General features: G+C 67.1%; 19 protein-coding genes. 11 read left to right on the forward strand and 8 right to left on the reverse strand.

The features are described from left to right. Nucleotides 1-4 precede the first annotated feature (4 nt). Entirely contained in the window at nt 5-937 is a 933-nt protein-coding gene (locus tag ACN2C8_RS01700) for a CPBP family intramembrane glutamic endopeptidase (RefSeq protein ID WP_419254080.1), read from the reverse strand. A 265-nt stretch (nt 938-1202) separates the two neighbouring features. On the opposite strand from ACN2C8_RS01700, the gene ACN2C8_RS01705 reads away from it, so the two are divergent. After that, nucleotides 1203-3071 (forward strand): AMP-binding protein, encoded by a 1869-nt coding sequence (locus ACN2C8_RS01705; RefSeq protein ID WP_419254081.1) that lies wholly within the window; start codon nt 1203-1205, stop codon nt 3069-3071. 45 nt (nt 3072-3116) lie between these two features. Here the strand turns inward: ACN2C8_RS01705 and ACN2C8_RS01710 are convergent, their stop codons facing one another. Both ACN2C8_RS01710 and ACN2C8_RS01715 read right to left on the reverse strand, forming a co-directional pair. Then, nucleotides 3117-5534 (reverse strand): M28 family peptidase, encoded by a 2418-nt coding sequence (locus tag ACN2C8_RS01710; RefSeq protein ID WP_419254082.1) that lies wholly within the window; start codon nt 5532-5534, stop codon nt 3117-3119. Nucleotides 5535-5698: 164 nt separating this feature from the next. Continuing rightward, entirely contained in the window at nt 5699-8215 is a 2517-nt protein-coding gene (locus tag ACN2C8_RS01715; protein ID WP_419254083.1) for a TonB-dependent receptor, read from the reverse strand. Between the two features lie 258 nt (nt 8216-8473). Here ACN2C8_RS01715 and ACN2C8_RS01720 point away from each other — a divergent pair, with 258 nt between their 5' ends. Then, the gene (locus ACN2C8_RS01720; RefSeq protein WP_419254084.1) at nt 8474-9937 is read left to right on the forward strand and encodes a protein adenylyltransferase SelO; all 1464 of its coding nucleotides are present in this window, start codon (nt 8474-8476) and stop codon (nt 9935-9937) included. 89 nt (nt 9938-10026) lie between these two features. Then, nucleotides 10027-10164 carry a hypothetical protein gene (locus tag ACN2C8_RS01725; RefSeq protein WP_419254085.1) on the forward strand — a complete coding sequence of 46 codons (138 nt, stop codon included), beginning with the start codon at nt 10027-10029 and terminating at the stop codon, nt 10162-10164. A gap of 30 nt (nt 10165-10194) precedes the next feature. Here ACN2C8_RS01725 and ACN2C8_RS01730 read toward each other — a convergent pair whose 3' ends face one another. Next, on the reverse strand, nt 10195-11400 hold the full coding sequence (locus tag ACN2C8_RS01730) for a winged helix-turn-helix domain-containing protein (RefSeq protein ID WP_419254086.1): 1206 nt from the start codon (nt 11398-11400) through the stop codon (nt 10195-10197). A gap of 105 nt (nt 11401-11505) precedes the next feature. On the opposite strand from ACN2C8_RS01730, the gene ACN2C8_RS01735 reads away from it, so the two are divergent. Then, nucleotides 11506-12354: an aldose 1-epimerase gene (locus tag ACN2C8_RS01735; protein WP_419254087.1), complete on the forward strand. Its 849-nt coding sequence runs from the start codon at nt 11506-11508 to the stop codon at nt 12352-12354. Between the two features lie 128 nt (nt 12355-12482). On the opposite strand, the gene ACN2C8_RS01740 is transcribed toward ACN2C8_RS01735, so the two are convergent. Next, nucleotides 12483-13775, reverse strand: coding sequence for a lytic murein transglycosylase (locus tag ACN2C8_RS01740; RefSeq protein WP_419254088.1), 1293 nt, complete (start codon nt 13773-13775; stop codon nt 12483-12485). 191 nt (nt 13776-13966) lie between these two features. Between ACN2C8_RS01740 and ykgO the strand changes: the two genes are divergently transcribed. The 5 genes from ykgO (at nt 13967) to ACN2C8_RS01765 (ending at nt 16605) form a co-directional block, all read left to right on the forward strand. Further along, nucleotides 13967-14092: a type B 50S ribosomal protein L36 gene (gene ykgO / locus ACN2C8_RS01745; RefSeq protein ID WP_007663273.1), complete on the forward strand. Its 126-nt coding sequence runs from the start codon at nt 13967-13969 to the stop codon at nt 14090-14092. Nucleotides 14093-14174: 82 nt separating this feature from the next. Continuing rightward, nucleotides 14175-14795 (forward strand): HAD-IA family hydrolase, encoded by a 621-nt coding sequence (locus tag ACN2C8_RS01750; RefSeq protein WP_419255783.1) that lies wholly within the window; start codon nt 14175-14177, stop codon nt 14793-14795. Between the two features lie 63 nt (nt 14796-14858). After that, entirely contained in the window at nt 14859-15125 is a 267-nt protein-coding gene (locus tag ACN2C8_RS01755) for a DUF2312 domain-containing protein (protein ID WP_035047451.1), read from the forward strand. 88 nt (nt 15126-15213) lie between these two features. Then, nucleotides 15214-15555 carry a hypothetical protein gene (locus tag ACN2C8_RS01760; protein WP_419254089.1) on the forward strand — a complete coding sequence of 114 codons (342 nt, stop codon included), beginning with the start codon at nt 15214-15216 and terminating at the stop codon, nt 15553-15555. 639 nt (nt 15556-16194) lie between these two features. Then, nucleotides 16195-16605 (forward strand): hypothetical protein, encoded by a 411-nt coding sequence (locus ACN2C8_RS01765; RefSeq protein WP_419254090.1) that lies wholly within the window; start codon nt 16195-16197, stop codon nt 16603-16605. A 97-nt stretch (nt 16606-16702) separates the two neighbouring features. Here the strand turns inward: ACN2C8_RS01765 and ACN2C8_RS01770 are convergent, their stop codons facing one another. The 3 genes from ACN2C8_RS01770 to ACN2C8_RS01780 all read right to left on the reverse strand — a co-directional run bounded on the left by ACN2C8_RS01770 (nt 16703) and on the right by ACN2C8_RS01780 (nt 21601). After that, entirely contained in the window at nt 16703-18175 is a 1473-nt protein-coding gene (locus ACN2C8_RS01770; protein WP_419254091.1) for a sigma-54-dependent transcriptional regulator, read from the reverse strand. Between the two features lie 307 nt (nt 18176-18482). Beyond that, a complete protein-coding gene (locus tag ACN2C8_RS01775) occupies nt 18483-21047 on the reverse strand; it encodes an HWE histidine kinase domain-containing protein (protein ID WP_419254092.1) in 2565 nt (854 codons plus the stop codon). Beyond that, entirely contained in the window at nt 21044-21601 is a 558-nt protein-coding gene (locus ACN2C8_RS01780) for a biliverdin-producing heme oxygenase (protein ID WP_419254093.1), read from the reverse strand. Before ACN2C8_RS01780 ends, ACN2C8_RS01775 begins: the two co-directional genes overlap by 4 nt. Nucleotides 21602-21967: 366 nt before the next feature. On the opposite strand from ACN2C8_RS01780, the gene ACN2C8_RS01785 reads away from it, so the two are divergent. Continuing rightward, on the forward strand, nt 21968-22618 hold the full coding sequence (locus ACN2C8_RS01785) for a hypothetical protein (protein ID WP_419254094.1): 651 nt from the start codon (nt 21968-21970) through the stop codon (nt 22616-22618). Nucleotides 22619-22675: 57 nt separating this feature from the next. Further along, nucleotides 22676-24466 (forward strand): M3 family oligoendopeptidase, encoded by a 1791-nt coding sequence (locus ACN2C8_RS01790; RefSeq protein WP_419254095.1) that lies wholly within the window; start codon nt 22676-22678, stop codon nt 24464-24466. The last annotated feature ends 43 nt before the right edge of the window (nt 24467-24509 follow it).

Consider the following 24509-nt stretch of genomic DNA (forward strand, 5'->3'; position numbering starts at 1 on the left):
AGCCCTACCCCAGCCCCGGCGCCGAATACCGCGCGCCCTGACGCATCGTGCCGGTGGCCAGGAAATAGACCACGCCGGCCAACAGTACGATGCTGGTCGCCACGCTGGCTTCCGGGCCGAAGGCGCCGCCGGTCAGCCACCAGGGGGCGCCCTGGGCCGGGGCGAGGTCGACGACCAGGCTCTGGACAGCGATCTTGCCGCCGCTGACATCAAGGCCAAAGCCGACGCCCAGCAGGGTGTTCCACACTGAGTGCCAGGCGCATACGCCCCACAGCGAGCCTTCCTTGATCGCGTAGAGGCTGATCATCACCGCAAACAGCACCAGATTGACCAGGGCCAGGGCCAGCTCGGGCGAGGGCTCGATATTGCCGGCGTGCAGCAGGGCGAAGATCAGCGAATTGATGATGATGGCGATGACCAGGCCATGGCGTGAGGCCACTAGCTGCATCAGCCAGCCGCGCAGCATCAGCTCCTCGGTCGCGCCCTGCACCATGAAGCCGCCGAAGATGCAGAGGATCGGCAGGAACAGGGCCAGGGAGGGGCCGGTCCAGACGCCGAAGCCTTCGATCTTGTAGCCGCCCAGGGCCCAAGCCAGACCGATCGAGGCAAACAGGAAGCCGGCGCCGACCAGCAGGCCGCGGCCATAGCGCAGCAGGGCGTCGCCGTTCAGGCCCAGGGTGGCCGGCGAGCGACGCTCGAACAGCCAGGCCCAGGCCAGGATCAGCAGGGCGGTAAAGCCAAAGCCCAGAAGCTGGATGGTCAGGGGCAGCCACTGGGTGGCCAGGTCGGCCTGGCGAAAGCCCATCGGCTTCAGGATGCCGAAGATGGTCAGCAGCTGGCCGGCGATGAAGAACAGCACGATCAGCGGGATCGCGGCCGCCGTCCAGGTGCGGCGATGGCGCGTCGTGCGCGGCGCATAGAGTTCGACGTGTTTCATGATCTAATACAGGCGGTGTTTTCGCCTTACCAATCTGTAATGATGGGTGGATGCTGCGTGTATTAGCGTCGAAATTAGGGTCCTGTGTATTTAAATATTTGTCACCCGATATCGCCTGTCCTTGTTTTCGACCGGTGAGGGGCCTCCGAGGTCGGTCAGGGGTGACGTCGGCCCCGCGTCGGCCATCAGCCATCTTGCCGTTCGCCGGCATTGCGCTAACGTCTCGCCCCAAAGAGAACAATGATAACCTACAGGGAGCGAGACCATGACGCCTTCGGATGGCGCGTCGCCTTTGCGTGATGTCAGCACGGTGGCTTTCAAGCCTCTGCCGATGAAGGGACCGGACGTCAGCGTCGACTACCGGCCCGACGGCTCGCTGGTCATCACCTCCAACCACGCGCCCGGCCAAGGCCCGCGCTCGATCGCCCACCTGCTGGCCCAGAAGGCCGGCGAGCACTCTGAGCGGCCCTATCTGAAGCAGCGCCAGCCGGGTCACGGGCCCTGGCGGATGACGACCTATGGCGAGGCCTTCCGCGCTGTCGAGGGGATCGCCCAGTGGCTGCTGGACCAGGGCCTGACCTCGGGCGACAGCGTGATGATCCTGTCGGGCAATTCGATCGAGCACGCCCTGATGACCCTGGCCGCCTATACGGCCGGCGTGCCCGCTGCGCCGATCAGCCCGGCCTACAGCCTGATCTCGACCGACCACGCCAAGCTGAAGCACGCTTTCGACAAGGTGGCCCCGCGCGTGATCTTCGCCCAGAGCGGGTCGCTGTTCGCCAAGGCGCTGGAGACGCTGAAGGCCATCGACCCGACCGTGCTGGTGGTCACCGCAGACGGAACCGGTGAGGGCGCCGTGAGCTTCGCCGACATCGCCGCCACGGTTCCCACCCTCGCGGTCGAGGCCTCGCGCGAGACGCTGGGCCCGGCGACGGTGGCCAAGTACCTGTTCACCTCCGGCTCGACCGGCATGCCCAAGGCCGTGCCCCAGACCCACGGCATGATGGCCGGGGTGATCGCCGGCCAGGACGGGCTGAAGCTGGAGGAGCCCGACAACGGCGAGGTTCCGCAAAGCCTGGAATGGATGCCGTGGAGCCATATCTCGGCCGGCAATATCGGTTTCAACGCCGTTCTGTGGGCCGGCGGAACCCTGCATATCGACGAGGGCAAGCCGTTGCCCGGCATGTTCGAGACCACGATCAAGAACCTCTACGAGGTCTCGCCCATCGTGTTCGGCTCGGCTCCGATCGCCTTTTCGATGCTCGCCGAGGCGATGGAGAACGACCCGGTGCTGCGCGCCGCGTTCTTCAAGAACCTGCGCTATATGGGCTATGGCGGGGCGACGCTGTCCAACGACGTCTATACGCGGATCCAGGCCCTGGCCGTCGCCGAGACCGGCCAGCGCATTCCCCTGACCACCATGTATGGCGCGACCGAGACCCAGGGCATCACCGTCACCCACTGGATCACCGAGCGGGTCGGTCTGGTGGGCCTGCCCCTGCCGGGCATCCAGCTGAAACTGGCGCCCAGCGGCTCCAAGTTCGAGGTGCGGGTCAAGGGCCCGACCGTGGCGGCGGGCTATCACAAGGATCCGGAAAAGACCGCGGCGGCCTTTGACGAAGAGGGCTTCTATCGGCTGGGGGATGCGGCGCGGTTCGTCGATCCGGAAGACCCGGCCAAGGGCCTCGTCTTTGACGGTCGGGTGACCGAGGACTTCAAGCTGGACAGCGGCACCTGGGTCAGCGTCGGGGTGCTGCGCCCCGACCTGGTGGCCGCCTGCAGCCCCTATATCGCCGACGCGGTGATCTGCGGTCAGGACAAGGGCCATATCGGCGCGCTGTTCTGGCCTTCGCCCTCGGGGCTGATGGCCCTGGTCGCCGATCCGGGGCCGGGCACGCCGATGGAGAAGCTGACCGCCTTCCTGCGCGAGCGGCTGGCGGCGTTCAACGCCGGGGCCGGCGGCTCGTCGCGCCGCATCGCCCGCTTCACCGTGATGACCGAACCGCCGTCGATCGACGCCGGCGAGATCACCGACAAGGGCTATGTGAACCAGCGCGCCACGCTGGAGCGCCGCGCGGCCCTGGTCGAGGCGCTGTACGTCAATCCGCCGCCGGAAGGCGTGGTGGCGGTCTAAACACACCGCTCTCCCTGGCTTTCGCCGGGGAGAGCGTAGATCTCATCACCAGGCCAGCCGGGCATGGGCCAGGACGGCGGTCTTGTCCGACATGCCGGTGGCCATCAGCTCGGGCGGCTTGGCGGCGGGCGGAGCGGCGTCCATGGGCCAGCCGTCGCGCATCTCCATCACGGTGGCCTCGACCCGGCCTGTCGCCTCGGAGGTGAAGCTGAGCGTGACGCCGTTGGGGTCTGGGGCGTGATAGGTGACGGTCGACCAGTCGTCGGGCTGGCTGTCCAGGATGATCGGCCGGCCGTTCAGGCGCGGATCGTGCAGGGCGGTCGAGGCGCGGATCTTCAGGCGCAGGACCTCGGCGCCGGGACCGGGGATGACCCGCACGATCAGGCGGTCGCCCGAGCGTTCGGCGGTCAGGATCGGCGGGACCACCTCGACGGCGCGGGTCTGGGCCCTCCAGATCGGATCGGCGTGGAACGGGGGCAGGGCCTGCTTCTTGAGGTCGACCCCGCCGTCGGCGATCAGGACCGCGCGGGTCCAGTCGTCCAGCTGCGGCATCGTTGAGACCCGCCAGGCCTTGCCCGTCGAGGGGTCGGCCAGGTGATGGGCCTCGGTCAGGTTGGGCCGGTCGGCCGAGGCGCCCGGGACGGCGGCGGTGATCACCAGGCCCAGCCCCGTCACGACCAGCAAGACCACGCCGCGCCAGCCCCAGCGGGACTGCGCGAAGTCGAAGGTGATCGGCACGAGGGCGGGGGTGGCCAGCAGCACGAACAGGGCCAGGACGGCGGGCTCCATCAGGCCGATCCCGGCGAAGGTCCAGGCGCCCCAGGCGGTCAGCTGGGCGATGGTGACGGTGGCCAGCACGCCCATGGCCAGGGTCATGGCCAAGGCGACGCGGCGATCGCGGGTGCCGCCCAGGCCCATGGCCAGGGTCGCGCCCAGGGCGGCCAGCAGCAGCGGCCAGACCAGCATCACCGTCGCGCCAGGAGCCAGGATCTGGGCGGTCAGGGACAGCAGCAGCAGGGTGACCAGCCCGCCGATCCAGACGCCCAGCACCCCGACCTGCGGGCCCAGCGCCGCCCAGCACAGAACGCCGACCGCGACGCCCAGGCCCAGCCCTACGGGATCAAATCCGCCGACCAGGCTGCAGGCGCCGCCGAGGGCGATGGCGGCCAGGCTAGGCCAGATTCGCCGCGCGCCACGAGCCTGGGCCGTGATCACCAGTAGCCCCGCGCCGACGCCCAGGGCGCCAGCCCCCAGGAGCAGAAGGTCAAAGCGGCCCAACAGGTCATACAGCTTCTGCCCGTCACCGACGTTGAGCAGCCGGCCCAGCAGGTGCAGCACCAGGGCGCTGGCCAGCAGCAGCAGGAGGGCGCCAATTACACCCCGGACGATCTCCAGCGGCGAGGTCCCGCCGCCGGCCAAGGCGCGCCAGGCTACGAAGCCGATCATCCCGGCGGCCAGGGCCAGTAGCCCCCAGCCGATGGCGGTCGAATAGCTGATCAGCACCAGACCCAGCACGTCGGAATAGATCACATTGGGAGCCTTGGCTGGGAGTGTCTGGCCGCTGGCCAGAGCCCGGGTGATGGGCAGCACCTGGTCGCCGATGTGCTGCAGGCTGCCCTGGTCCAGCCGCTCGGGCGTCGACAGGGGCGTGTGATAGGCCAGCTGATTGTCGATCAGGGCGAAGTTCAGCCCCGGCAGTCCGGCCTTCACCGCGTGGGTGAAGTCGGTGTCGTTGGGCATGCGCTCATAGACGGTCGAGGCCAGGGAATTGGCCGAGGGTCGCGCGGCCTCGCGGGCCATCACGGCCAGCAGGGCGCCGTTCTCGGGTCCGGTCTGGAACATGGCCGCGCGGCCGGCGTCGCCGCGGGCCTCCATGTTCAGCACCACGCCCACCCGGGCGGCGGTGGGATCGCGGGCGAAGAAGGCGTCGGCGCCCAGCAGGCCCGCCTCTTCGCCGTCTGTGAACAGGAAGATCACGTCGCGGGCCGGCGGCGGGCCGACCTTCAGGGCGCGGGCGATCTCCAGGGCCGCCGCTGCTCCCAGGGCGTCGTCGGCGGCGCCGGGCGAATTGTGGACGGAATCATAGTGGCTCATCACCAGCACGGCGGGCAGGTCGTGATCCTGTCCGGGCAGAACGCCGACCACGTTCTGCACCGCCGCGACGCCCAGCGACCGGCCGTCCTTCGAATAGGGGCTGAAACCCTCGCCCGGCCGGACCGAGACCTCCAGGCCCAGTTCGCCGATCCGGGTCAGCAGATGGTCGCGCACCCGCACGATGTCGACCGAGCCGGTCGGGTGAGGGCGCTGGGCCATGGCCCGCACATCGTGCATGGCGCGCGCGGCCGAGAAGGCGGCGGCCGGGGCCGAGGCGTCGACGGGCTGGGGCGCTCGTTGGGCCAAGGCGCCCACGGCGACGCCAATGGCCAGGCAGATCCAGAAGCCCAGTATCCTGATCGTCTTCACGGCCTGCCTCGCGATCGAATCCCGAAGACAGGTTGCGTCGGCTTGGCGGCGATCGGAAGGCCAAAAGGAAAAAGGGCGACCCGGTTGCCCGGATCGCCCTTTCCTCATCCGAAAGCCGAAGGCCCTGCTCGCTTTGGTAAGCGGGCCCTCGGATCCCCTCCCGGTTAGAACTTCGCCCGCAGGGTCACGCCGTAGGTGCGTGGCGCGCCGAGGAAGGCGTCATAGGTCAGCGTGTCATTGGCCGGCACATAGGTCGCGTTGGTGGCGCTGAGGCCCGACGAGCCCTGCAGGAAGGCGTTGAAGCCGACCTGGGTGTACTCTTCGTCGAGGATGTTCTGGCCCCACAGTTCCACGGTCCAGGCTTCGCTGGCGGCGCCGAAGCCGATCCGGGCGTTGACCACGGTATAGGCTTCCTGCGTCTTTGGCGGGAACAGGTCCGAACCGGTGATGTAGTCCGACGAGTACTTGGCGCCGATGTTGAAGCGGGCGCGGTAGTTGTCGCCCACCGGACGCTCATAGGTCATCGAGCCCGAGGCCGAATATTCCGGCGCCAGCGACAGGCGGTTGCCCGGCAGCTGCGACAGGGCGTTGGTCGGATCGTTGGGGATCTTCTGATCGCCGTACTCGGTCTTGGCGTAGGTGAAGCCGCTCTGAACGGTCAGGCCGCGCACCGGGGTGAACCACAGGAAGTCGGCGTCGACGCCCTGCGAAACCACTTCGGGGATCGAACGCACGGCGAACGAGGTGCCCAGGAAGGTGTTGAGCTGGAAGTCGGTGAACTTCTGGTAGAACGCGGTGAAGTTGAGCAGCACCGAGCGGTTGAACAGGGTGTTCTTCAGGCCGATTTCATAGCTGTCGACGAACTCCGCCGGGAACGAGGTGTCGAGCACCGGCACGACGCCCTGGCCGCCGCTGGGCAGGCCGGTCGAGGATTGAGCGCGGTCCAGGTTGAAACCGCCGCCCTTGTAGCCGTGCGCGAACGAGGCGTAGCTGAACACTTCAGGCGAGAAGCGATAGGCCGCCTTGATCGTGCCCGACCATTCCTTGTCGGTGCGCTCCTGGTGGGTGCCGCGGTTATTGAACAGCGGGTTGGCCCAAGGCAGGCAGAGGTTGCCGACGATGGTCGGGGTGGCCGCTGCGCCGACGATGCCGGCGATACGGCCCTGACCGGCCGGGGTCAAAGCGAAGCCGCAGCCGACGCCGCCGTCGGTGATCGTCTGGTAGGCGTCGACGTCCTTGCTTTCCGAGCTGTAGCGAAGGCCAGCGGTGATGCCGAAGGCTTCGGTGAACTGGAAGGTGTTGTTCGTGAACAGGGCGATGGTCTTGGAGCGCTGGGCGTAGGTGTCCACCAGGCCCTTGCCCGGGGTGAACGTGGTGTTCGGCGCGCGGCCGGTCAGGAGCGCGACGAAGTTGGCGATGCCGGCCGGGTTGGCGGCCGAACGCGACAACAGGCGACCCAGATACTGCTCGTAGTCATTGCCGTAGAGGAAGTTGGCGCCGGTATCGAGCTTTTCGTCGGCCAGGAAGGCGCCGACCAGCCAGTCCAGCTTTTCGGTCTTGCCGGCCAGGCGCAGTTCCTGGGTGTAGGTCGTGAACTCGCTGAAGTTGGTGCCGTCCTTGTTGCGGTAAGCCAGGTCGGCGGTGGTGAAGTCGCTGTCCTGGCCGTTATCGGTGCGCCAGTTGCGGATGGCCGTGACCGAGGTCAGTTCGCCGATCGGCAGGGTGATGTTGCCTTCCAGCGAAACGCCCATGTCCTCGATGGACGACGGGGCGCCGCGGTTCGAATAGGCGATGCGGTCATAGGGCTTGGCGGGCGAGGCCAGAACGGCGCCGCCATTGACGAGGGCCAGGATGCCCGAGGTCGCACCAGTGCGGATCTGCACGGCGCCACAGCAGTTTTCGTCGCGCTTGGTGTAGTCGCCGATCAGCTTGAAGGTCGCGCTATCGTCCGGGACGAACAGCAGCTGGCCGCGCACGGTGTAGAAGCCCTGGTCGGAGTCCTCGTTGCGCTTGCTGGGGCCCTTGCCGGTGATGACGTCGTTGTAGCCGTCACGCTCGCGCGCGGCGACATACAGGCGGCCGGCCAGGGTCTCGGTGCCAAACAGCGGCCCGGTCACCGAGGCCGACAGGCCGTGGGCGTTGAAGTTGCCGATGGTGGCTTCGGCATTGGCCCCGAAGCCGAACTCCGGCTCCTTGGTGACGATGTTGATGACGCCGGCCGAGGTGTTCTTGCCAAACAGGGTGCCTTGCGGACCCTTCAGGACTTCGATGCGGTCCATTTCGCCCAGATCGCCGAACGACACGCCGTTGCGAGGACGATAGACGCCGTCGATCACGATACCGACCGAGCTTTCCAGGCCGGGGTTGTCGCCGACGGTGCCGACGCCGCGCACGCGGGCGGTGGTCGAGGCTTCCGACGTGGTCGAGGTCACGGTCAGGCCGGGGGTCAGGATCGTCAGATCCTTGATGTCCTTGACGCCGGTGTCTTGCAGCAGCTTGGCGCCGACGGCGGTCACGACGACCGGCACGTCCTGCAGGTTCTGCTCGCGCTTCTGGGCGGTGACGACGATGCTGTCGACGGTGGGGATGTCAGTTTCCTGGGCCGCGACGGCTCCAGCGGTGGACAGACCGGCGAGCACGACGGCAGACGCCGTGCCGCAAAGCACCTGGGTAAAGCGCATTTCCTACCTCAGTTCGTTGTGCCGCGAGCGCTTGCATCGCCTGCGGCTGTTTTTGATTGGATCCACCCGAACGCGTGTTCGAATTGACACGAAACGGTTACGGAGCACGGACAGCCAGAGCAAGTTAAAACCCTTACAGACAAAAGGATCTGGAAGGTCTGTTGCCGAGAAGCGACACGGGTTGCTCGCCATTCCCAACCTTGCAAGACGTGGCGAGCGAGGCTTGCCAGACGGGGCTGGCGGGCTCATTTGCGACCCATGACCGTATCGCCCGCCTACCGCCCCGATCCGCAGTTTATGGCCCTGGGGCGCGACTTCGCCGATCCGGTCGCCCCGGCCGACTTTCCAATGACCCGCCTGCGCTACCGAAATAATCGTGCAGCGGCCACGGTGGGTCTGCAGGGCCTGTCGGACGCCGAATGGCTCGCCGCGTTCGGCCGCTTCCAGCCGCTCCCCGGCAATCAGCCTCAGCCGCTGGCGATGCGCTATCACGGCCATCAGTTCCGCAGCTACAATCCCGACCTTGGCGATGGCCGGGGCTTTCTGTTCGCCCAGCTTCGAGAGGCGGCGATTGCCCCAGGCAAGACGGGCCGCCTGCTCGACCTGGCCACCAAGGGCTCGGGCCAGACGCCGTGGTCGCGGCAGGGCGACGGCCGGCTGACCCTGAAGGGCGGCATGCGCGAAATCCTCGCGGCGAGTTTTCTGGAGGCCCTGGGCGTTCCCACCTCACGGGCATTGTCGCTGGTCGAAACCGGTGAGGCGCTGCAGCGCGGCGACGAGCCCAGTCCCACCCGCTCGGCGGTGCTGACCCGCCTGTCGCACAGCCACATCCGGTTCGGGACCTTCCAGCGCCAGGCCTATCTGGAACGCCCCGACCTGATCACCGTGCTGGTCGATCACGCGGTCGAGACCTATTACCCGCACTTGGCCGACCAGCCCGACCGGCCGGCGGTGCTGATGCGGGCGGTGGTCGAGGCCAGCGCGAACCTCCTTTCCGGCTGGATGTCGGCGGGCTTCGTGCATGGCGTGCTCAACACCGACAACATGGTCGTGACCGGCGAGAGCTTCGACTACGGTCCGTGGCGGTTTCTGCCGCGCAACGATCCGAATTTCACCGCCGCCTATTTCGACCACTCGGGGCTCTACAGCTTTGGCCGCCAGCCCGAGGCGGTGTTCTGGAACCTGCAGCAGTTGGCCGCCTGCCTCACCCTGGTGACGGATCAGGCCGGACTTCTGGCCGCCCTGAACGGCTTTTCCGACGCCTATCGCGACGCCCTGGGCGGGGCGATGCTGCGGCGTCTGGCCCTGAAGCCGCGCGACCCCCAGGCCGATATCGCGCTGGTCAGCTCAGCCTTCAAGGCGCTGGCCGGCGGCGGCGACGCGCTGCGGTGGGAGCCGTTCTTCTTCGACTGGTTCGGCGGCGCAGCCTCGGAGGGCCGCGCCATGGCCGGCCCCCGCGCGGGCCTCTATGAGCAGGACGCCTTCGCCGATTTCCGTCGTCGTCTGGCGGACTTCGAGCCGGATCGGCCAGAGCGCCTCGAGCATGCAGTGTTCGCGCGCCCGGAGCCCGAGGAACTGCTGATCGAGGAGGTCGAAGCCCTGTGGGCGCCGATCGCCGCGGACGACGACTGGTCTGCCCTCCGGGCCAAGCTCGACCGGATTGAGGAAGCCAGGCAGGCCTACGGGTTTCCGGGTCCCGGTGACAAAAACAACGCCGTCTGAACTTTTCCGTGCGGGTCCGGAACAATTGTCACGGTTCGGGCTTACTGGTCTGCATCGTGCCGAACGGTGAGGCTTTGCGGAGAGACTCCATGCGCTTCTTCCAATCGATCTTTCAGCCCGTGATGCTGGTCGGCGCCGTCGCCATGTCGTTTATCGGTGCGCTCGGCATACCGGGCTGCGCGCGCGCCATCAGCGAATGCCTCAGCGAGGGCCGCGAGGTCGCCTGAGGTCGTTTCGGTTCGGCCTAGCCAGACCCGTCAGACCTTCAATTCAGCCGTCAGGGCGTGGGCCAGGTCGCCTCGTTCAGCGACGGCCACGTCCGACAGACCCAGCCACTGCGCCATCAGCCGTAGCTCCTGCGCCAGGGCTGCCGCCGTCTCGCCATCGGCGGCCGGCTCGGCGTGGGCGGCCTGGACCATCAGCCGGCCCGCCTTTCGGTCGGCCTTCAGGTCGACCCGGGCGGTCAGGGTCTCGCCCTGCAGGAACGGGAGCACATAATAGCCGTGTGTGCGCAGGTGGGCGGGGGTGTAGATTTCCAGCCGGATGCGGGCGTCGAAGATCCGTTCGGTGCGCTCGCGAAACCAGATCAGGTTGTCGAACGGCGAGAGCAGGGCGCGGGCCTCGATCCTGCGGGGCCGCGCAGCCCCGGCGGCGACATAGGCCGTCTGGTCCCAGCCCTCGACCTGGGCGGGGATCAGTACGCCGTCCTCGACCAGCTCGGCGATGCGGGCGCGGCTCTCGACGGGACCCATGCGGAAATAGTCGCGCAGGTCGCGCTCGGTGGCCACGCCCATGGCCCCGGCGGCGCGGGCGAGCAGGGCGCGGTGGGCGTCCTCGCGGCGGGGCGTCGGGGTCTCGATCAGCGACGCGGGCAGCACTTGGTCTGGCGTGCCATAGACCCGCTCGAAGCCGGCGCGGCGGGTGACGGTGGTCAGTTCGCCGATCCAGAACAGGCATTCGACAGCGCGCTTGGACTCGCTCCAGCCCCACCAGCCGCCGGGGCCCTTCTTGGCGCCGATCTCCAGCTCGCCGGCTGAAAGCGGGCCGCGCCGGCGGATCTCGTCCAGGGCCTGGGCGATCAGGTCGGGATGGCTGTCGAGAAATTTGGCCACGCCCTTCCAGACACCCACCCCGGCCTTGGCGTCGGCCATTCGCCAGCGCAGCAGCGGATGCAGGTCATGCGGCATCAGCGACGCCTCGTGGCCCCAGTATTCGACCAGGGCGGGCGTCTTGCCCCAGGCGACGTCTTCCAACAGCGTGCGCGGATAGTCGCCCAGCCGCGAGAACAGCGGCAGGTAGTGCGAGCGCGACACCACATTGACCGAGTCGATCTGCAGCAGACCCAGGGTCTCGATCGTCGAAAGCATGTGACGCCGTCCCGGCGCGGCGGGGCGCGCCTTGCCAAACCCCTGCGCCGCCAGCGCCATGCGTCGCGCCGTCCTGGCGGAGAGCTTCTCGGTCATGGCCAAGTTTGAGCATCGCCCGGCCCGATCGCGCAAGTCGACCCGCATGGGAGCGCTACCCATCGGGCTTGCGCGCGATCCGGAAAACGCCCTACCGATGCCGCCATGATCGTTCTTGAAAACGGCGCGGCGCGCCTTGAGCTGCTCCCGGATGTCGGCGGCGCTGTCGCGGGATTCACCGTCTCTGGTCGGGATATCCTGCGGCCTATGGCCCGGGGCGCGACCGATCCGCTGGACGTCTCCAGCTTTCCGCTGGTCCCGTTCTGCAACCGCATTCCGCACGGCCGGTTCACCTTCCAGGGCCAAGAGCGCGTTCTGAAGCCGAACCTCGGCGATCATCCCCACCCGCTGCACGGCCAGGGCTGGCGCCACCCCTGGGCCGTCGACGCCGCCAATGGCGCCCAGGCGCTGCTGTCCTATGACCACGCGCCCTCCGACTGGCCGTGGGCCTATCGCGCCGAGCAGCGCTTCGTCCTGGGCGAAAACCGTCTGCGCCTGGAGCTGTCGGTGACCAATACGGGCGATACGCCCATGCCCGCCGGCCTTGGCTTCCACCCCTATTTCCCCCTGCGTCCGGGCGAGGCGCTCAAGGCGTCGGTCGATGGCGTCTGGATGATCGATCAGGACGTGCTGCCGACGGTGCGTCACCAGGGTGTCTGGGGGCCAGACTGGGCCCACGGCGCGGGTGTCGAAGGCCACGCGACCCTGATCGACCACTGCTACACCGGCTGGGACCAGCGGGCCGAACTCGGCGCGTCCGGCCTGCCGACCACCACGATCACCGCCTCGCCCGAGTGCCGTTGGCTGCATGTCTATGCACCGCCGGGCCATGACTTCTACTGCGTCGAACCCTGCGCCAGCCGGCCCGATCCGTTCGGCGAGGGGGAGACCGGCATGGTGACCCTGGCGCCGGGTCAGAGCCACGCGATCTGGATGCAGATCGCGACGGGCTAGCCCGAGGCCGCCCTGATCGTCCGCATGGGTGGGAAGCTGGCGCCTAGAATCCCTCTCTCACAGAGAGAGGGGTTCCAAGGGCCGCTTCCCACTCCAAAGACACCCTCGGAAGGTCCGCTATCCGCCCCCTAGCTCAGCCCCGCCTGGGCCTTGAGCCGCTGGACCATATCCATCGACAGATAGCCGTCCGCCGGCAGCTGGCGGCTCTGCTGCCAGGCGCGTAGGGCCTTGCGGCTGCCGGCGCCGATTACGCCGTCGGGGGCACCGGGGTCGAAGCCCAGGCGAGCCAGGGCGATCTGGGCGGCCATGCGGTCCGACAGCGACAGCGGCGCCTCGACGGGCCAGGCGGCGACCAGCGGCCCGCCGCCTGCGAAGCGGTCGGCCAGCAAGCCGATGCCCAGGGCATAGGAGGTGGAGTTGTTGTATTTGCGGATCGCGAAGTGGTTGGGCAGGGCCAGGAAGGCCGGGCCAAAGGCGCCGGCCGGCAGGATCAGGCCGGCGGGCGATGCGGCGTCGGCGGCGGTCCAGGGCAGGCCGTCGGCGCGGCGTACGCCCCTGGCTTCCCACCACGACGGCAGTTCGCGCGGCCCTTCCGACAGGCCGTAGTCGAAGCCCGCCGGCAGGATCACTTCCCTGGCCCAGCCGACGCCGGGCTTCCAGCCGCCCTTGGCCAGCAGATTGGCGGCCGAGGCCAGGGAATCGGCGTCCGAGCCCCAGATGTCGCGCTTGCCGTCGCCGTCGGCGTCGACAGCGGTGGTGCGATAGTTGCTGGGCAGGAACTGGGTCTGGCCCATGGCCCCGGCCCACGAGCCCTTGAGCTGGGCGCGGGGGACCTCGCCCGAATCGATGATCTGCAGGGCCGCGATCAGCTCGCCCTCGGCCCAACCGCGGCGGCGGCCGTCGGCGGCCAGGCTGACCATCGAGCGCACGACGTCGAAATCACCCTGGATCTTGCCGAAGGCCGATTCCATCGCCCAGACGGCCATCAGGATGTCGCGCGGCACGCCATAGCGGCTCTCGACTTCCGGCAGGAAGGCCAGCTCGGTACGCTTGCGGCGGCCCACAGCGACGCGGTCGTCGCTGATCACGCCCTTGATATAGTCGCCCACCGGCTTGGAGAATTCCGGCTGGCGGCCGTCCAGGCTGATGACCCTGGGGTCGGGCGTCACGCCGCCCAGTTCACGCTCCAGCAGCTGCCGGGTCAAGCCGGCGGCCTCGGCGCGGACCATGAAATCGGCCAGCCACGAGTCGAAGCTCAGCTCACCGGCCGGGACGGGCGTGGCGGTCATGGGCGAGGGTGCGCTGCCAGTCGGTGTCGGCACGGCCGTGGGCATCGCCGAGACGAGCGAGGTCAGCGGCCCCTGCGGGGACGTATCCGCGCAGCCGGCCAGCAGGAGAACGAGAAAGAAGCGACGATCCATGGGCGCAGGCTACCGGCATCCGGGTGAACTCTTCAATCACAAGGCCGACAGAGCGGTGAAGTTCCGCTCCGGGGCCTTGGAGCCGTTGACTCTGCGCCCCGCCTTGCCTATACGCCCTCCCTCCGAAACATCCCGGATGGTCCGGTCGCCCAATGGCGCGCCGAGCTTGTCCGCTGAGTATAGAGACGGTCATGAAGGTTCGTAGCTCGCTGAAGTCGCTCAAGTCGCGCCACCGCGACTGCAAGTTGGTCCGCCGTAAGGGCGTGGTCTACATCATCAACAAGACCGACCCGCGCTTCAAAGCCAAGCAGGGCTGATGCCGAAGCCTTTCCTAAGAGGAAAGGCTTCTTCGCCTTGGAGAAGAGCGTGACGGGCGCCGAAACCGGCATCCACTTTGAGCTGTCACGCTCTGCCGTGCCTCCCAGAGCGCTGCTCTGGGATGTCGGCAATGTCATCGTGCGCTGGAATCCGCGCACGCTCTTCGCAAAGATTTTCAAGGAACCCGCCGAACTCGACGGGTTCCTTTTGCGTGTCTGCACCATGGACTGGCACGGCGAGACCGACCGGGGCCTGTCGTTCGCCGACAACATCGCCCGGCTGACGCCGCTGCATCCCCACTATGCCGAGCAGATCGCCGCCTGGTGGGACCGCTGGCCGGAAATGTTCTCGGGTGCGATTTCCGAGACTGAAGCCGTGATGGACGATCTGTCCGCGCGGGGTGTCCCGCAGTTTGGCCTGACCAACATGTCGAGCGAGGCCTGGCCCGGCGTCCAGGCGATGAGCCCGGTGTTCGGACACTTCCGGGACGTGATCGTCTCGGCCGAGGAAGGCGTCATCAAGCCCGAGCGGCGGATCTACGAGATCGTGCTGGAGCGAACGGGGCTGACGCCCGGCGACCTGCTGTTCGTGGATGACAACGCGGCCAATATCGCCGCCGCCGACGCGATGGGATTCCATACACATCTGTTCACAGATCCGGCGGCCCTGCGGCCGATGATTCAGGCGCACGGCCTGTTGTGAGCGATGAGCGTCGCGCCTATGGTCCGCGACCCAATTCCACCCCTGTCTGAAGAGCTTTCCGTCATGGCCGACGACGCCGCCCACGCCGACGTTCTGAACTCCACCGCCCAAGGCCAGCTGAAGAGCATCATCGAGCGCATCGAGCGCCTTGAGGTCGAAAAGGCCGAGATCTCCGAGCAGATCAAGGAAGTCTATAACGAGGCCAAGGGTAATGGCTTCGACGTCAAGATCCTGCGCAAGGTGGTTCGCATCCTCAAGCAGGATCGCGCCAAGCGTCAGGAAGAGGACGCCATCCTCGACCTCTATCTGTCGGCCGTCGGCGCGATCTAAAGCGCCCTTCTTGGTCGGCGCGCGAACGCGCGCCTTGGGTATTTTTGCGGGGTGCGGTTTGGCGCGGCTTCGGGGATAGTCCCCGGCGATGCGTGCCAAGCCCCCCGATCCTCGAGCTCAAGCCAAACGTTCGGCGCTCAATGCGCTGAAGCGCGCCAGGCGGGCAGCCGACAAGAGCGGGATCGCGCTTTCCGACTGGGAGGGCGAGTTCCTGACCTCTGTCGCCCAGCGCGTCGAGACCTATGGCCGGGCGTTCGGCGATCCCGAAAAGGGCGGCCGCGACCAGGCCCTGTCGGGCAACCAGACCATCAAGCTCAAGGAAATCGTCGCCAAGGCCAAGGGCGAGAAGAAGCCCATGAAACGCGGCCGGGGCTTTGGCCGTCGCGAGGCGCCCGCACCGGCCGAGGTTGAGCCCGAGGACGACGGGTAGCGGCATTTGGCGTCACGGCCTTCTTCGAGTCGGGCGCCCCTTGGTCGCACAGACCAGCAGCCGCCATGGCCGCTGTCCCCGACGCTCGGCGTTTGCAGGTCCTGATCCGGCGTCCGTCGCCGATGGGATGCCAATGCATCCTGGAGTTGCGCAGAATGGCGGCCCCTGGGATCGCGCCGCTGTCGGTGGCGACGCCCGGGCGCTTCAGCCGGGCCGCCTTCCCCAGCGGCATTCTGGCAATACGCGGCAGCCGTCGGCGCGATGGAGCCTTCGGGCTGAACGTCGCAAGGCGAGACAGGCCTGTAACGACTTAGGATCTCAGGTATGGCGCGCGGCGTTCTGCATAAAGGATTTTCGGCTGATTTTACTGAAATAAAGTCCCAAAAGCTTACCGGAAAACAAGGTTCAGCGAACTTCATTAAGGCCGCGGTAACCAGCAGGGTGAGACATTATGGCGCAGGATCTTCGTGATCCTGACAGTAAGGAACGCTTCGTCCGGTGGGGGCGACGTTCGCCCTTTCCAGCGCGCGCGGACCTCTATCTGCATCGGCGCCGGATCAACGCTAACGGTAACGGACAAGCGCCATGGCGACGACGTATGACTATCTATTGCGAAGAAAGGCGGACCTAGAGGTCCGCATGGCTGAGGCTCAGAAACGCGCGCTGGCGCCTTTCGAGGGCGAAATGCGAGCGATCGGCCTGGCCCTTGGCGCGATCGAAAGGGCCGGTCTCAGCGAGGACCGCATAGCGGCCGAAGCTTCGGCCTTCTCCAGCCCGGCCCCCAGCCGCCGCGGTCGCCGAAGCCGTTCGATCGGCGACATGATCCTGATGGCCCTGCAGCAGGGCGGTGTAGGTCTGGCGGCGACCGATATCGCGGTCCAGCTGGAACGCCGCTGGAACCGGTCCGTGCCGGCCACGGCCATCACACTTGAACTGCAGCAGCTCGAGGCCGACGGCGCGGTGACGCGTGGCGCGGCGGGCTGGACCCGCAACGCCGAAACGGCCGATCCGGACCATTCCGACGACAGCGAAGTCGCCCGGGTGGCTTGACTTCAGACCTGGCGGGGCGCCTGGCGGGGCGCCTTCCAAGGCTTTATCAGCGTCTTCAGGCGCTGCTCGCGCGAGACCGGGCGCAAAACGAGGGTCATTAGCCAGCGTCCTTCATGTCAACATCGATGCCCTGCTCTCGCACCTTGCGATAGAGGGTGGATCGGCCAATCCCGAGGCGGCGCGCCACCTCGCTCATGTGGCCGGCATAAACATCGATCGCGTGCTGAATCAGATCGCGTTCGATTTCTTCCAAGGTTCGCAGATGACCGCGATCGTCGAGGATGCGCACCGGCGCATCGCCCGGGGCGCTGGCCATGGCCGCATGGGTGGCCTGCAGCACGGACGGCAGGTCGGGCCCGGTGACGCTGGCCGACGGCATGGCCTCGATCGGCGCCTGCAGACCGGAAATCGCGGGGAAATCATAGGGCTGCAGATAGGGCGCGTCGGCCAGGACGATGGCGCGATAGACGGTGTTTTCCAGCTGGCGCACATTGCCGGGCCAGTCGAAGGCGGTCAGCAGGGCCAGGGTCTCGGGCGAGGCGCCGATGACGCGCTTGCCCTCTTCCACATTGAAGCGGCGGATGAAGGCCTCGACCAGGGCCGGCACGTCGTCGCGGCGTTCGCGCAGGGACGGGGCCTCGATCGGGAAGACGTTGAGGCGATAATACAGGTCCTCGCGGAACCGGCCCTGCGACACGGCGTGGGCCACGTCGCGATTGGTCGCCGAGACGATGCGCACATCGACCTTCTGCGAGCGCTTGGAGCCGATCGGATCGATCTCGCCTTCCTGCAGGGCGCGCAGCAGCTTGACCTGCATGTCCAGCGGCAGCTCGCCGACCTCGTCGAGGAACAGGGTGCCGCCGTCAGCCTCCTTGAACTTGCCCAGGTGCTTGTCGGTGGCGCCGGTGAAGCTGCCCTTCTCGTGGCCGAACAGGATCGACTCGACGAGGTTCTCGGGAATGGCGCCGCAGTTGACGGCGACGAACGGCTTGCCGGCGCGGTCGGACGAGCCGTGCACGGCGCGGGCGATCAGCTCCTTGCCGACGCCGCTTTCGCCGGTGATCAGGATCGGGATAGCGCTCTTGGCGGCGCGCTCGCCCATCCGCTTGACCAGGGTCATGGCGGGCGAGGTCCCGATCAGGTCGGCGAAGGTGGTCTTGCCGGCCGTGCGCTTGGTCAGACGCTCGACCTCGCCCTTCAGGTCGCCCATCGACAGGACGTTGCGGATCGAGACGGTGATCCGCTCGGGCGAAGCCGGCTTGATGAAGAAGTCGGTGGCGCCGGCCTGCATGGCCTTGACCACGGTGTCGACGCCGCCGCTTGCCGTCAGAACGATCACGGGCTGCATAAAGCCGCGCGAACGCATCTCTTTGAGGGTGTCGTGACCGTTCAGGCCGGGCATGACCAGGTCCAGCAGCACCACGTCGGTGGGCGCGCCGGAGGTCAGGTGCGCCATCGCCGCGTCGCCGCTCTCGGCGTGCGAGACCGCGAACCCGTCACGTTCCAGCACCGCCTGGATCAGGCGACGCTGAGTCGGATCGTCATCGACGACGAGAACCGTCTTGGACATAGGAAGACACCCACCATAACCGGCCGCGCTCAACATGGAGCAAGGCTCTTGTTGGATCAGAGTGGTACAGCACCCGGGTAAACACCGGCTTTCGGAGAGGTGTCGGCAACCTTAAGGTTCAGGCTTAACAAGGCCTTGCCAGCAAGGGGTTTGAGGGTGGCCGAGGAGGCTCAGCGGGGCGTCCTGGCGATGGCCTTGCCGGGACGCTAAAAGGTCCGCAATCGCCGCATCTGCGACTTGCCATTGCCGCACTTGGCGTAGCAGAGGACTTCAATGAGAGCGTTGCCTTGGGTCGACAGGTTGATGTTCAACCTGCCGCCTTGGCCAGCGCCGCCCCTGATGCAATCGCCTGAGCCGTGTAGGGCTTTTTGATCACCGGACAGCCTTTATGGGGCGCCGGCAGTTCGATCTCGTCGCCGTAGCCGGTCGCGAACACATAGGGCACGCCGGCGAGCCGAAGGCGGTCAGCGATCGCGTAACTCATTTCCAACCCCAGGTTCACATCGAGAAAGGCGAACGTCGGCGTTTCGGCGTCGAGCAGCCGCATCGCCTCTTGAACATCGTTGGCCGTCAGAACCTTTCCCGCGCCCAGGTCGAGGAGCATTTCCTCGGCGTCCATGGCGATGATCATGCTGTCCTCCACAAGAAGGACGGAGCCTGTCAGGCGGAACGCGTTGGGCGGGGTTGAAGCTGCCAATGCCACCTGAGCAACCACGCCGTCGTATTCGATGAACCTGGACGGCACGACGAACCGCGCACGAACGCCGTCCAGCGCATAGTCTAAGCTCGCCTCGCCGTGGAGATCGTGAGGCACCGAGCGCTCGATGATCGTGGTGCCGAACCCGCGTCGCGTCGGGGCCTGAACCGGTGGCCCGCCGATCTCGCGCCATTGGAGGATCAGGTTGCCATTATCGGTCGTCCATTCCACCAAAACCCGACCGGACAGATTGCAGAGCGCGCCATACTTCGCTGCGTTGGTCACCATCTCATGGATGACCAGCGCCATGGTGGCGAAGGCTTCGGGCTGTAGCAGAATGGGTGGGCCTTCGATCTGGACCCGGTTCGCACCGCCGTCGAGGTAGGCGGCGGCCTCGGTGGCAATCAGGCCCGCCAGAGAGCGGGGGCCCCAGTTGCTTTCCGTGATCTGGTCATGCGCGCGGGCCAGGGCCTGGATCCGCCCCCCGATGGTGGCCGCGAAGCTCTCGACGTCGGTCGCGCCGCCCTTGCTCTGCGAGATGAGACCCCGGATCAGACCAAGGATGTTGCGGACACGATGGTTCAGTTCCGCAATCAGCAAGTCCTGGCGCTGAACTGCGCGCGCTCGCTCTTGTTCTGCGACGTCGGTCAGGCGCAGCACGACCTCCAGAATGGTGACGCGCAGGGCGTCGGCGGCTCTCAGCTCCGGCTCGGTCCATACGGCGCTCTGACCGCTGGTGATCTCGCGCCAGGCTTCAAAGCTCTTGCGCGGGGTGAGCCGGACACCGTTGGGGCCGATGGAAACAGGCTTGGCCGGATCGCCCGCCCAGGTGATCGACTGGGCCATTTCGCGGCGGAAGAAGACCAGATAGTCACGCGGCGTTCGTGACACCGGGATGGCCAGCATCCCCGCCGCCCGCTTGGCGTAGTCGCGCGCCGGGGGATACGCCTGCCCCATGTTATTGAGGGCCAGCACCTGGCTGGCGGCGCTCTGATCCAGGAACCTGGTCAGAGCGACCATCTCCTCCCGCGTCGGGGTGGAGCCGGTCAGCACCATCTCGTCGCCGATCCGGATGGCCATGCCGTCGCACGGCACGATCTCGCTGATCCGTTCGGCCATCGCGCCAAGGTTGGCGGCTGTGGAGCCGCTCTCGACGATCGCGGCCATCAGCCCGTCGTGAAGGCTTCGGGTCCGCTGTTCATAGTCGGAGACGGCCTCGCGTTCTCGCGTCTCAATCAGCAGTGACAGGACCTGGGCGAACAGCTCCGCCGCCGTCCGCCGCTCGTAGCTGACCTGCAGCGCCGTTTTGTGATGGCAGGCGATCAGGCCCCACAACCGTCCGCCGCGCAGCAGCGATAGGGTCAGGGTCGCCCCCACGCCCATATTCTTCAGGTATTCGATGTGGATGGGCGAATGAGCGCGAAGCGTGCTCATCGACAGGTCGAGCGGTGCACCGGTGGGGCCGAGCTGTGGGACGATGGCGGACGGGGTCGCATCGACGTCGGCGGCCACCCGGACGACGTTGCGCTCCATCAGCGCGCGCGCCTGACGGGGAATGTCGGATGCCGGATACCGAAGGCCGAGGAAGGGTTCGAGCCCGGCCGCCAGGCGCTCGGCGACCACTTCACCTGTACCGTCGGGGTGGAAGCGATAGATCATCACCCGGTGGTGGCCCGTCAGTGCCCGGACCTGCCGCGCGGCCTCCTTCAGAAGAGCGCCCAAGTCCGTCAAACGATTCAGCCGGGACAGCATGGCCTGGACCGTGGCCGACGGATTGAGGTCGGCCTCGGGCTCGCTGGGCTCGGCCTCCAGCACGATCTCGCCCTTCGACATGTGCACGGCCACGTCAAACCGTCCGCCACCGGCGACCAACTGCACGCCGAAGGCCCGTTCGACGGCATCCTCGCCCGTCAGCGAAGAGAGCCGGTTTCGTAGCGTGTGGACCGCCTCGACGGCCAGGATGTCCCGTAACGATGCGCCGAGCAGGTCGTCGACGGACCTACCAAGGAAGTCCGGCGCGTTCGCCGAGGCGCGGGAGATCAGCCAGTCGGTCGACACCGCAATCAGAAATCCGGTGGGCTGGATCGCGCTGATCAAGTGGATCGGCTCGCGATCGCAGTTGGTCAGATCGACCTTTTCCGTCATGGGCAGGTCGGGGGTGTCTGAGCTATTCATGTGGCGGCGTCCAAGGGGCGTGCAAGGCCCGCGTAAACGGCGAAGGTTTTAAGTGCGCCGGCGATCAAGGCTTGCTCGTCGGCCGACCCCTCTGCGCCGCACAGATCGATTTGGTCCAGAAGGCGCGCCCACGGCTTCCCCATCCGGAAATCGAAATAGGAGGTCGGCAACTCGGAACCGACACGCTTTCGCAGGATCTTCGAACCGAGACGGGAGCCCCGGACGACATAGGACAGACCGAGCCCGTCGATCGGGCCGGATACAGGACCGGCCTGGGCTGACGGCTCGACGCCGAGATCATCAAGATCCATGCAAAGGGCGTCGACCAGGCCTGCAAAGTCCGCCTCGTCTGCGCTGCGCCAATGGGGCCGAAGGGCCGTCAGTGCCGAATAATTCAGGTCCAGGAAGCCCGCATAATCCCCGGTGTCGCCCAGATTGAACCGCGAAAGAGCGAGATCGACGCGTTCATGGTCAAGGCGGGTCGCAAGCTTGAGGCGAAGGTGGGTCGACGCGGCTTGAGGCAAGTTTTTGACCACTTCATCCTGACCTTCCATGTTCATGTCCCTTATGAGCAAAGAAGCTTGGCCGCGTCCTCTCATAGCTGACCCCAAATTACTGATCTTGTGCCTCAACTTTCAAAATATTGCAGTTATAAGCTTAAGTTAAGCAGTCGATATAGACAAGCGAAACAGCCCAAACTAGGCCGACCGTAGAGCGGCTTAACGCCGTCTACTTTTACGAGGGCAGATCAATACCGAACGCAAGCGGGCATCTGGAAGGCCCGAAACGGATCGAAAGCTCCCCTAGCCTTCCCTGCAAAAGGCGGACGCCCGGCGTCGAGGTCGCCCCAGCAAAGAACGCCGGTTTTCAAACCTGGCGGACCGGGCGCATGCTGAGGGGGTTCATTCTGGGGGAACACGATGTTTGTTGGACACTACGCCGCCGCCCTGGCCGCCAAGGCCGTCGCGCCCAAGGCGCCGCTGTGGACCTATGTGCTGGCCAGCCAGCTGATCGATGTCGGCTGGAGCGTGCTGATCATGACCGGGGCCGAGCGGGTCAGTGTCGATCCGACCTTGCCGGGCAGCGCTCTGGTCCTGGAGCACATGCCCTATACCCACAGCCTGCCCGGCGCGGCCTTGTGGGCGGTGGCGGCGGCCGCTCTGGTGGGCTGGCTGCTGAAGCTGCCGCGCTGGACTGCTGCGGTGGTCGGGCTGACGGTGCTGTCGCACTGGGGGCTGGATTTTCTGGTCCACCGACCCGATCTGGCCCTGTGGTTCGGCGGTCCCAAGGTGGGCTTGGGCTGGTGGAACTATCCCGTGCCTGAGCAGGCCTTGGAAATGGGCTTGCTGGCCATGGCCGGCGCGGCCTGGGCTTGGCGACGGGGAACCCAAGGACGGGCCTGGTGGCCGGCCCCGCTGTTTCTCGGCCTGCTGCTGGCCGTGCAGGAAATCGCCCTAGCGTCGCCGCCCGGCGGCGGCGCCCTGCAATTGGGCCTCACCGCCCTGGCCGTCTATCTGGTGGTGACCCTGATCGCCCGCTTCGTCGAACCGCCGCTCAAACCAGCGGTCTGAGGATAATGGCGGCGGGGCGATTGCACTGGGCCCCGTTCGGGCCATATCGGTAGGGCCATGAACGCCCCCTTCAAGACCGACGCCCTTCCCGAATGGAACCTCGCCGACCTCTATGTCGGTCGCGACGATCCCCGCATCGAGCTGGACCTAGCCGCCGCCAAGGCCGCCAATGACGAGCTGGCGTCGCTGGAGGGCCTGTTCCTGCAGGCGCGCGGCGAGCCCGAGCGGCTGGGCCTGCTGATCGATCGCGGCATTCAGCTGTATGAAAAGGCCACCAACGGCCTGTGGAGCGTCGGCGCCTATGCCAGCCTGTCGGGCTCGATCGCCAAGGACGACCCGGCCTGGGCCAAGTTCGAGGGCGACCTGCGGGCCCGCTCGTCGCAGATCGCCGCCGAGAGCCTGTTCTTCTCACTGGAGCTCAACAGGCTCGAGGACGCCGAGATCGAAGCGGCGCTCAAAGCCTATCCGCTGGGCGTCCGCTGGACGCCATGGCTGCGCCGGGTGCGTCTGTCGCGTCCGCACGAGCTGTCCCCGGATCTGGAACGCTTCATCGTCGACAAGAGCCCGGCCGTCGCCAACTGGGTGCGCCTGTATGACGAGACCCTGGCCAAGCTGGAAGCCAAGGTCGGCGACGAGACCCTGACCCTGCCCGAGGTGCTCAACCGACTGTCGGACTCTGATGTCACGCGCCGCAAGGCCGCCGCCGACGGCCTGGCCGCCGCCCTGGCCGAACGGGTCTCTACCCAGGCCCTGGCGCTCAATACCCTGGCCTTCGAAAAGCAGGTCGAGGATCGCTGGCGCCACTATGCCGAGCCGGCCCAGTCCCGCCACCTGTCCAACGAGGTCGACGCCGACGCCGTCAACGCCCTGGAGGCGGCGGTGGTCGAGGCCTATCCGCGTCTGTCCCATCGCTACTATGCGCTGAAGGCGAAGATCATGGGCGTCGAGGCCCTCGACTACTGGGACCGCAACGCCCCGCTGGATGCCGCCGCGCCGCGCACCTATGACTGGGCGGAAGCGCAGGGCGTCGTGCTGGACAGCTTCCAGACCCTGGCGCCGAAGTTCGCCGACGCCGCGCGCACCTTCTTCACCCAGCCCTGGATCGATGCGCGGCCCCGCCCCGGCAAGCAGTCGGGGGCCTATGCCCATCCGGTCACCGCCGACCGGCACCCCTACGTGTTCATGAACTTCATGGGCGAGCGGCGCGATGTGCTGACCCTGGCGCACGAGCTGGGCCACGCGGTGCACCAGACCCTGTGCGCGCCCCTGGGCACCCTGCTGGCCGATACGCCCCTGACCCTGGCCGAGACCGCCTCGATCTTCGGCGAGGGGCTGGTGTTCGACCGTCTGCTGGCCGAGGCGACGCCGGACGATCGCAAGAAGCTGCTGGCCGGCCGGATCGAGGATGGCCTTAACACCGTGGTCCGCCAGATCGCCTTCCACCGCTTCGAGCGCCGCTTCCATGAGGCCCGCCAGGAGGGCGAGCTGTCGCCTGAGCAGATCGGCGGCCTGTGGCTAGAGGTGATGGGCGAAAGCCTGGGCCCGGCCGTGCGGCTCAACCCCGGCTACGAGCACTACTGGGCCTATGTCAGCCACTTCTGCCACGCGCCGTTCTATGTCTATGCCTACGCCTTCGGCGACCTGCTGGTGCGCGGCCTGATGGAGAAGCGCCGCGAGGATCCGCAGGGCTTTGCGCCGCTGTATGAGGAGCTGCTCGCGGCGGGTGGGACCAAGACCTATGTCGAGGCGCTGAAGCCCTTTGGCCTGAACCCGCGAGACAAGGCGTTCTGGACGGCGGGTTGTGCGCAGCTGGAACGGCTTGTCGACGAGTTCGAGGCGCTGGTGTGAGCGGCGTCGTCCAAGTCCTCCCCTTGAAGGGGGAGGCGGCCGG

Origin of the sequence: Caulobacter sp. ErkDOM-C (assembly GCF_048541825.1) — a bacterium.
GTDB lineage: Bacteria > Pseudomonadota > Alphaproteobacteria > Caulobacterales > Caulobacteraceae > Caulobacter.

Bases quoted from the DNA above. Each gene is read 5' to 3' on its own strand.
- ACN2C8_RS01700 (WP_419254080.1), bottom strand. From the start codon at position 937: ATGAAACACGTCGAACTCTATGCGCCGCGCACGACGCGCCATCGCCGC.
- ACN2C8_RS01705 (WP_419254081.1), top strand. From the start codon at position 1,203: ATGACGCCTTCGGATGGCGCGTCGCCTTTGCGTGATGTCAGCACGGTG.
- ACN2C8_RS01715 (WP_419254083.1), bottom strand. From the start codon at position 8,215: ATGCGCTTTACCCAGGTGCTTTGCGGCACGGCGTCTGCCGTCGTGCTC.
- ACN2C8_RS01720 (WP_419254084.1), top strand. From the start codon at position 8,474: ATGACCGTATCGCCCGCCTACCGCCCCGATCCGCAGTTTATGGCCCTG.
- ACN2C8_RS01725 (WP_419254085.1), top strand. From the start codon at position 10,027: ATGCGCTTCTTCCAATCGATCTTTCAGCCCGTGATGCTGGTCGGCGCC.
- ACN2C8_RS01730 (WP_419254086.1), bottom strand. From the start codon at position 11,400: ATGACCGAGAAGCTCTCCGCCAGGACGGCGCGACGCATGGCGCTGGCG.
- ACN2C8_RS01735 (WP_419254087.1), top strand. From the start codon at position 11,506: ATGATCGTTCTTGAAAACGGCGCGGCGCGCCTTGAGCTGCTCCCGGAT.
- ACN2C8_RS01740 (WP_419254088.1), bottom strand. From the start codon at position 13,775: ATGGATCGTCGCTTCTTTCTCGTTCTCCTGCTGGCCGGCTGCGCGGAT.
- ykgO (WP_007663273.1), top strand. From the start codon at position 13,967: ATGAAGGTTCGTAGCTCGCTGAAGTCGCTCAAGTCGCGCCACCGCGAC.
- ACN2C8_RS01755 (WP_035047451.1), top strand. From the start codon at position 14,859: ATGGCCGACGACGCCGCCCACGCCGACGTTCTGAACTCCACCGCCCAA.
- ACN2C8_RS01760 (WP_419254089.1), top strand. From the start codon at position 15,214: ATGCGTGCCAAGCCCCCCGATCCTCGAGCTCAAGCCAAACGTTCGGCG.
- ACN2C8_RS01765 (WP_419254090.1), top strand. From the start codon at position 16,195: ATGGCTGAGGCTCAGAAACGCGCGCTGGCGCCTTTCGAGGGCGAAATG.
- ACN2C8_RS01770 (WP_419254091.1), bottom strand. From the start codon at position 18,175: ATGTCCAAGACGGTTCTCGTCGTCGATGACGATCCGACTCAGCGTCGC.
- ACN2C8_RS01775 (WP_419254092.1), bottom strand. From the start codon at position 21,047: ATGAATAGCTCAGACACCCCCGACCTGCCCATGACGGAAAAGGTCGAT.
- ACN2C8_RS01780 (WP_419254093.1), bottom strand. From the start codon at position 21,601: ATGGAAGGTCAGGATGAAGTGGTCAAAAACTTGCCTCAAGCCGCGTCG.
- ACN2C8_RS01785 (WP_419254094.1), top strand. From the start codon at position 21,968: ATGTTTGTTGGACACTACGCCGCCGCCCTGGCCGCCAAGGCCGTCGCG.
- ACN2C8_RS01790 (WP_419254095.1), top strand. From the start codon at position 22,676: ATGAACGCCCCCTTCAAGACCGACGCCCTTCCCGAATGGAACCTCGCC.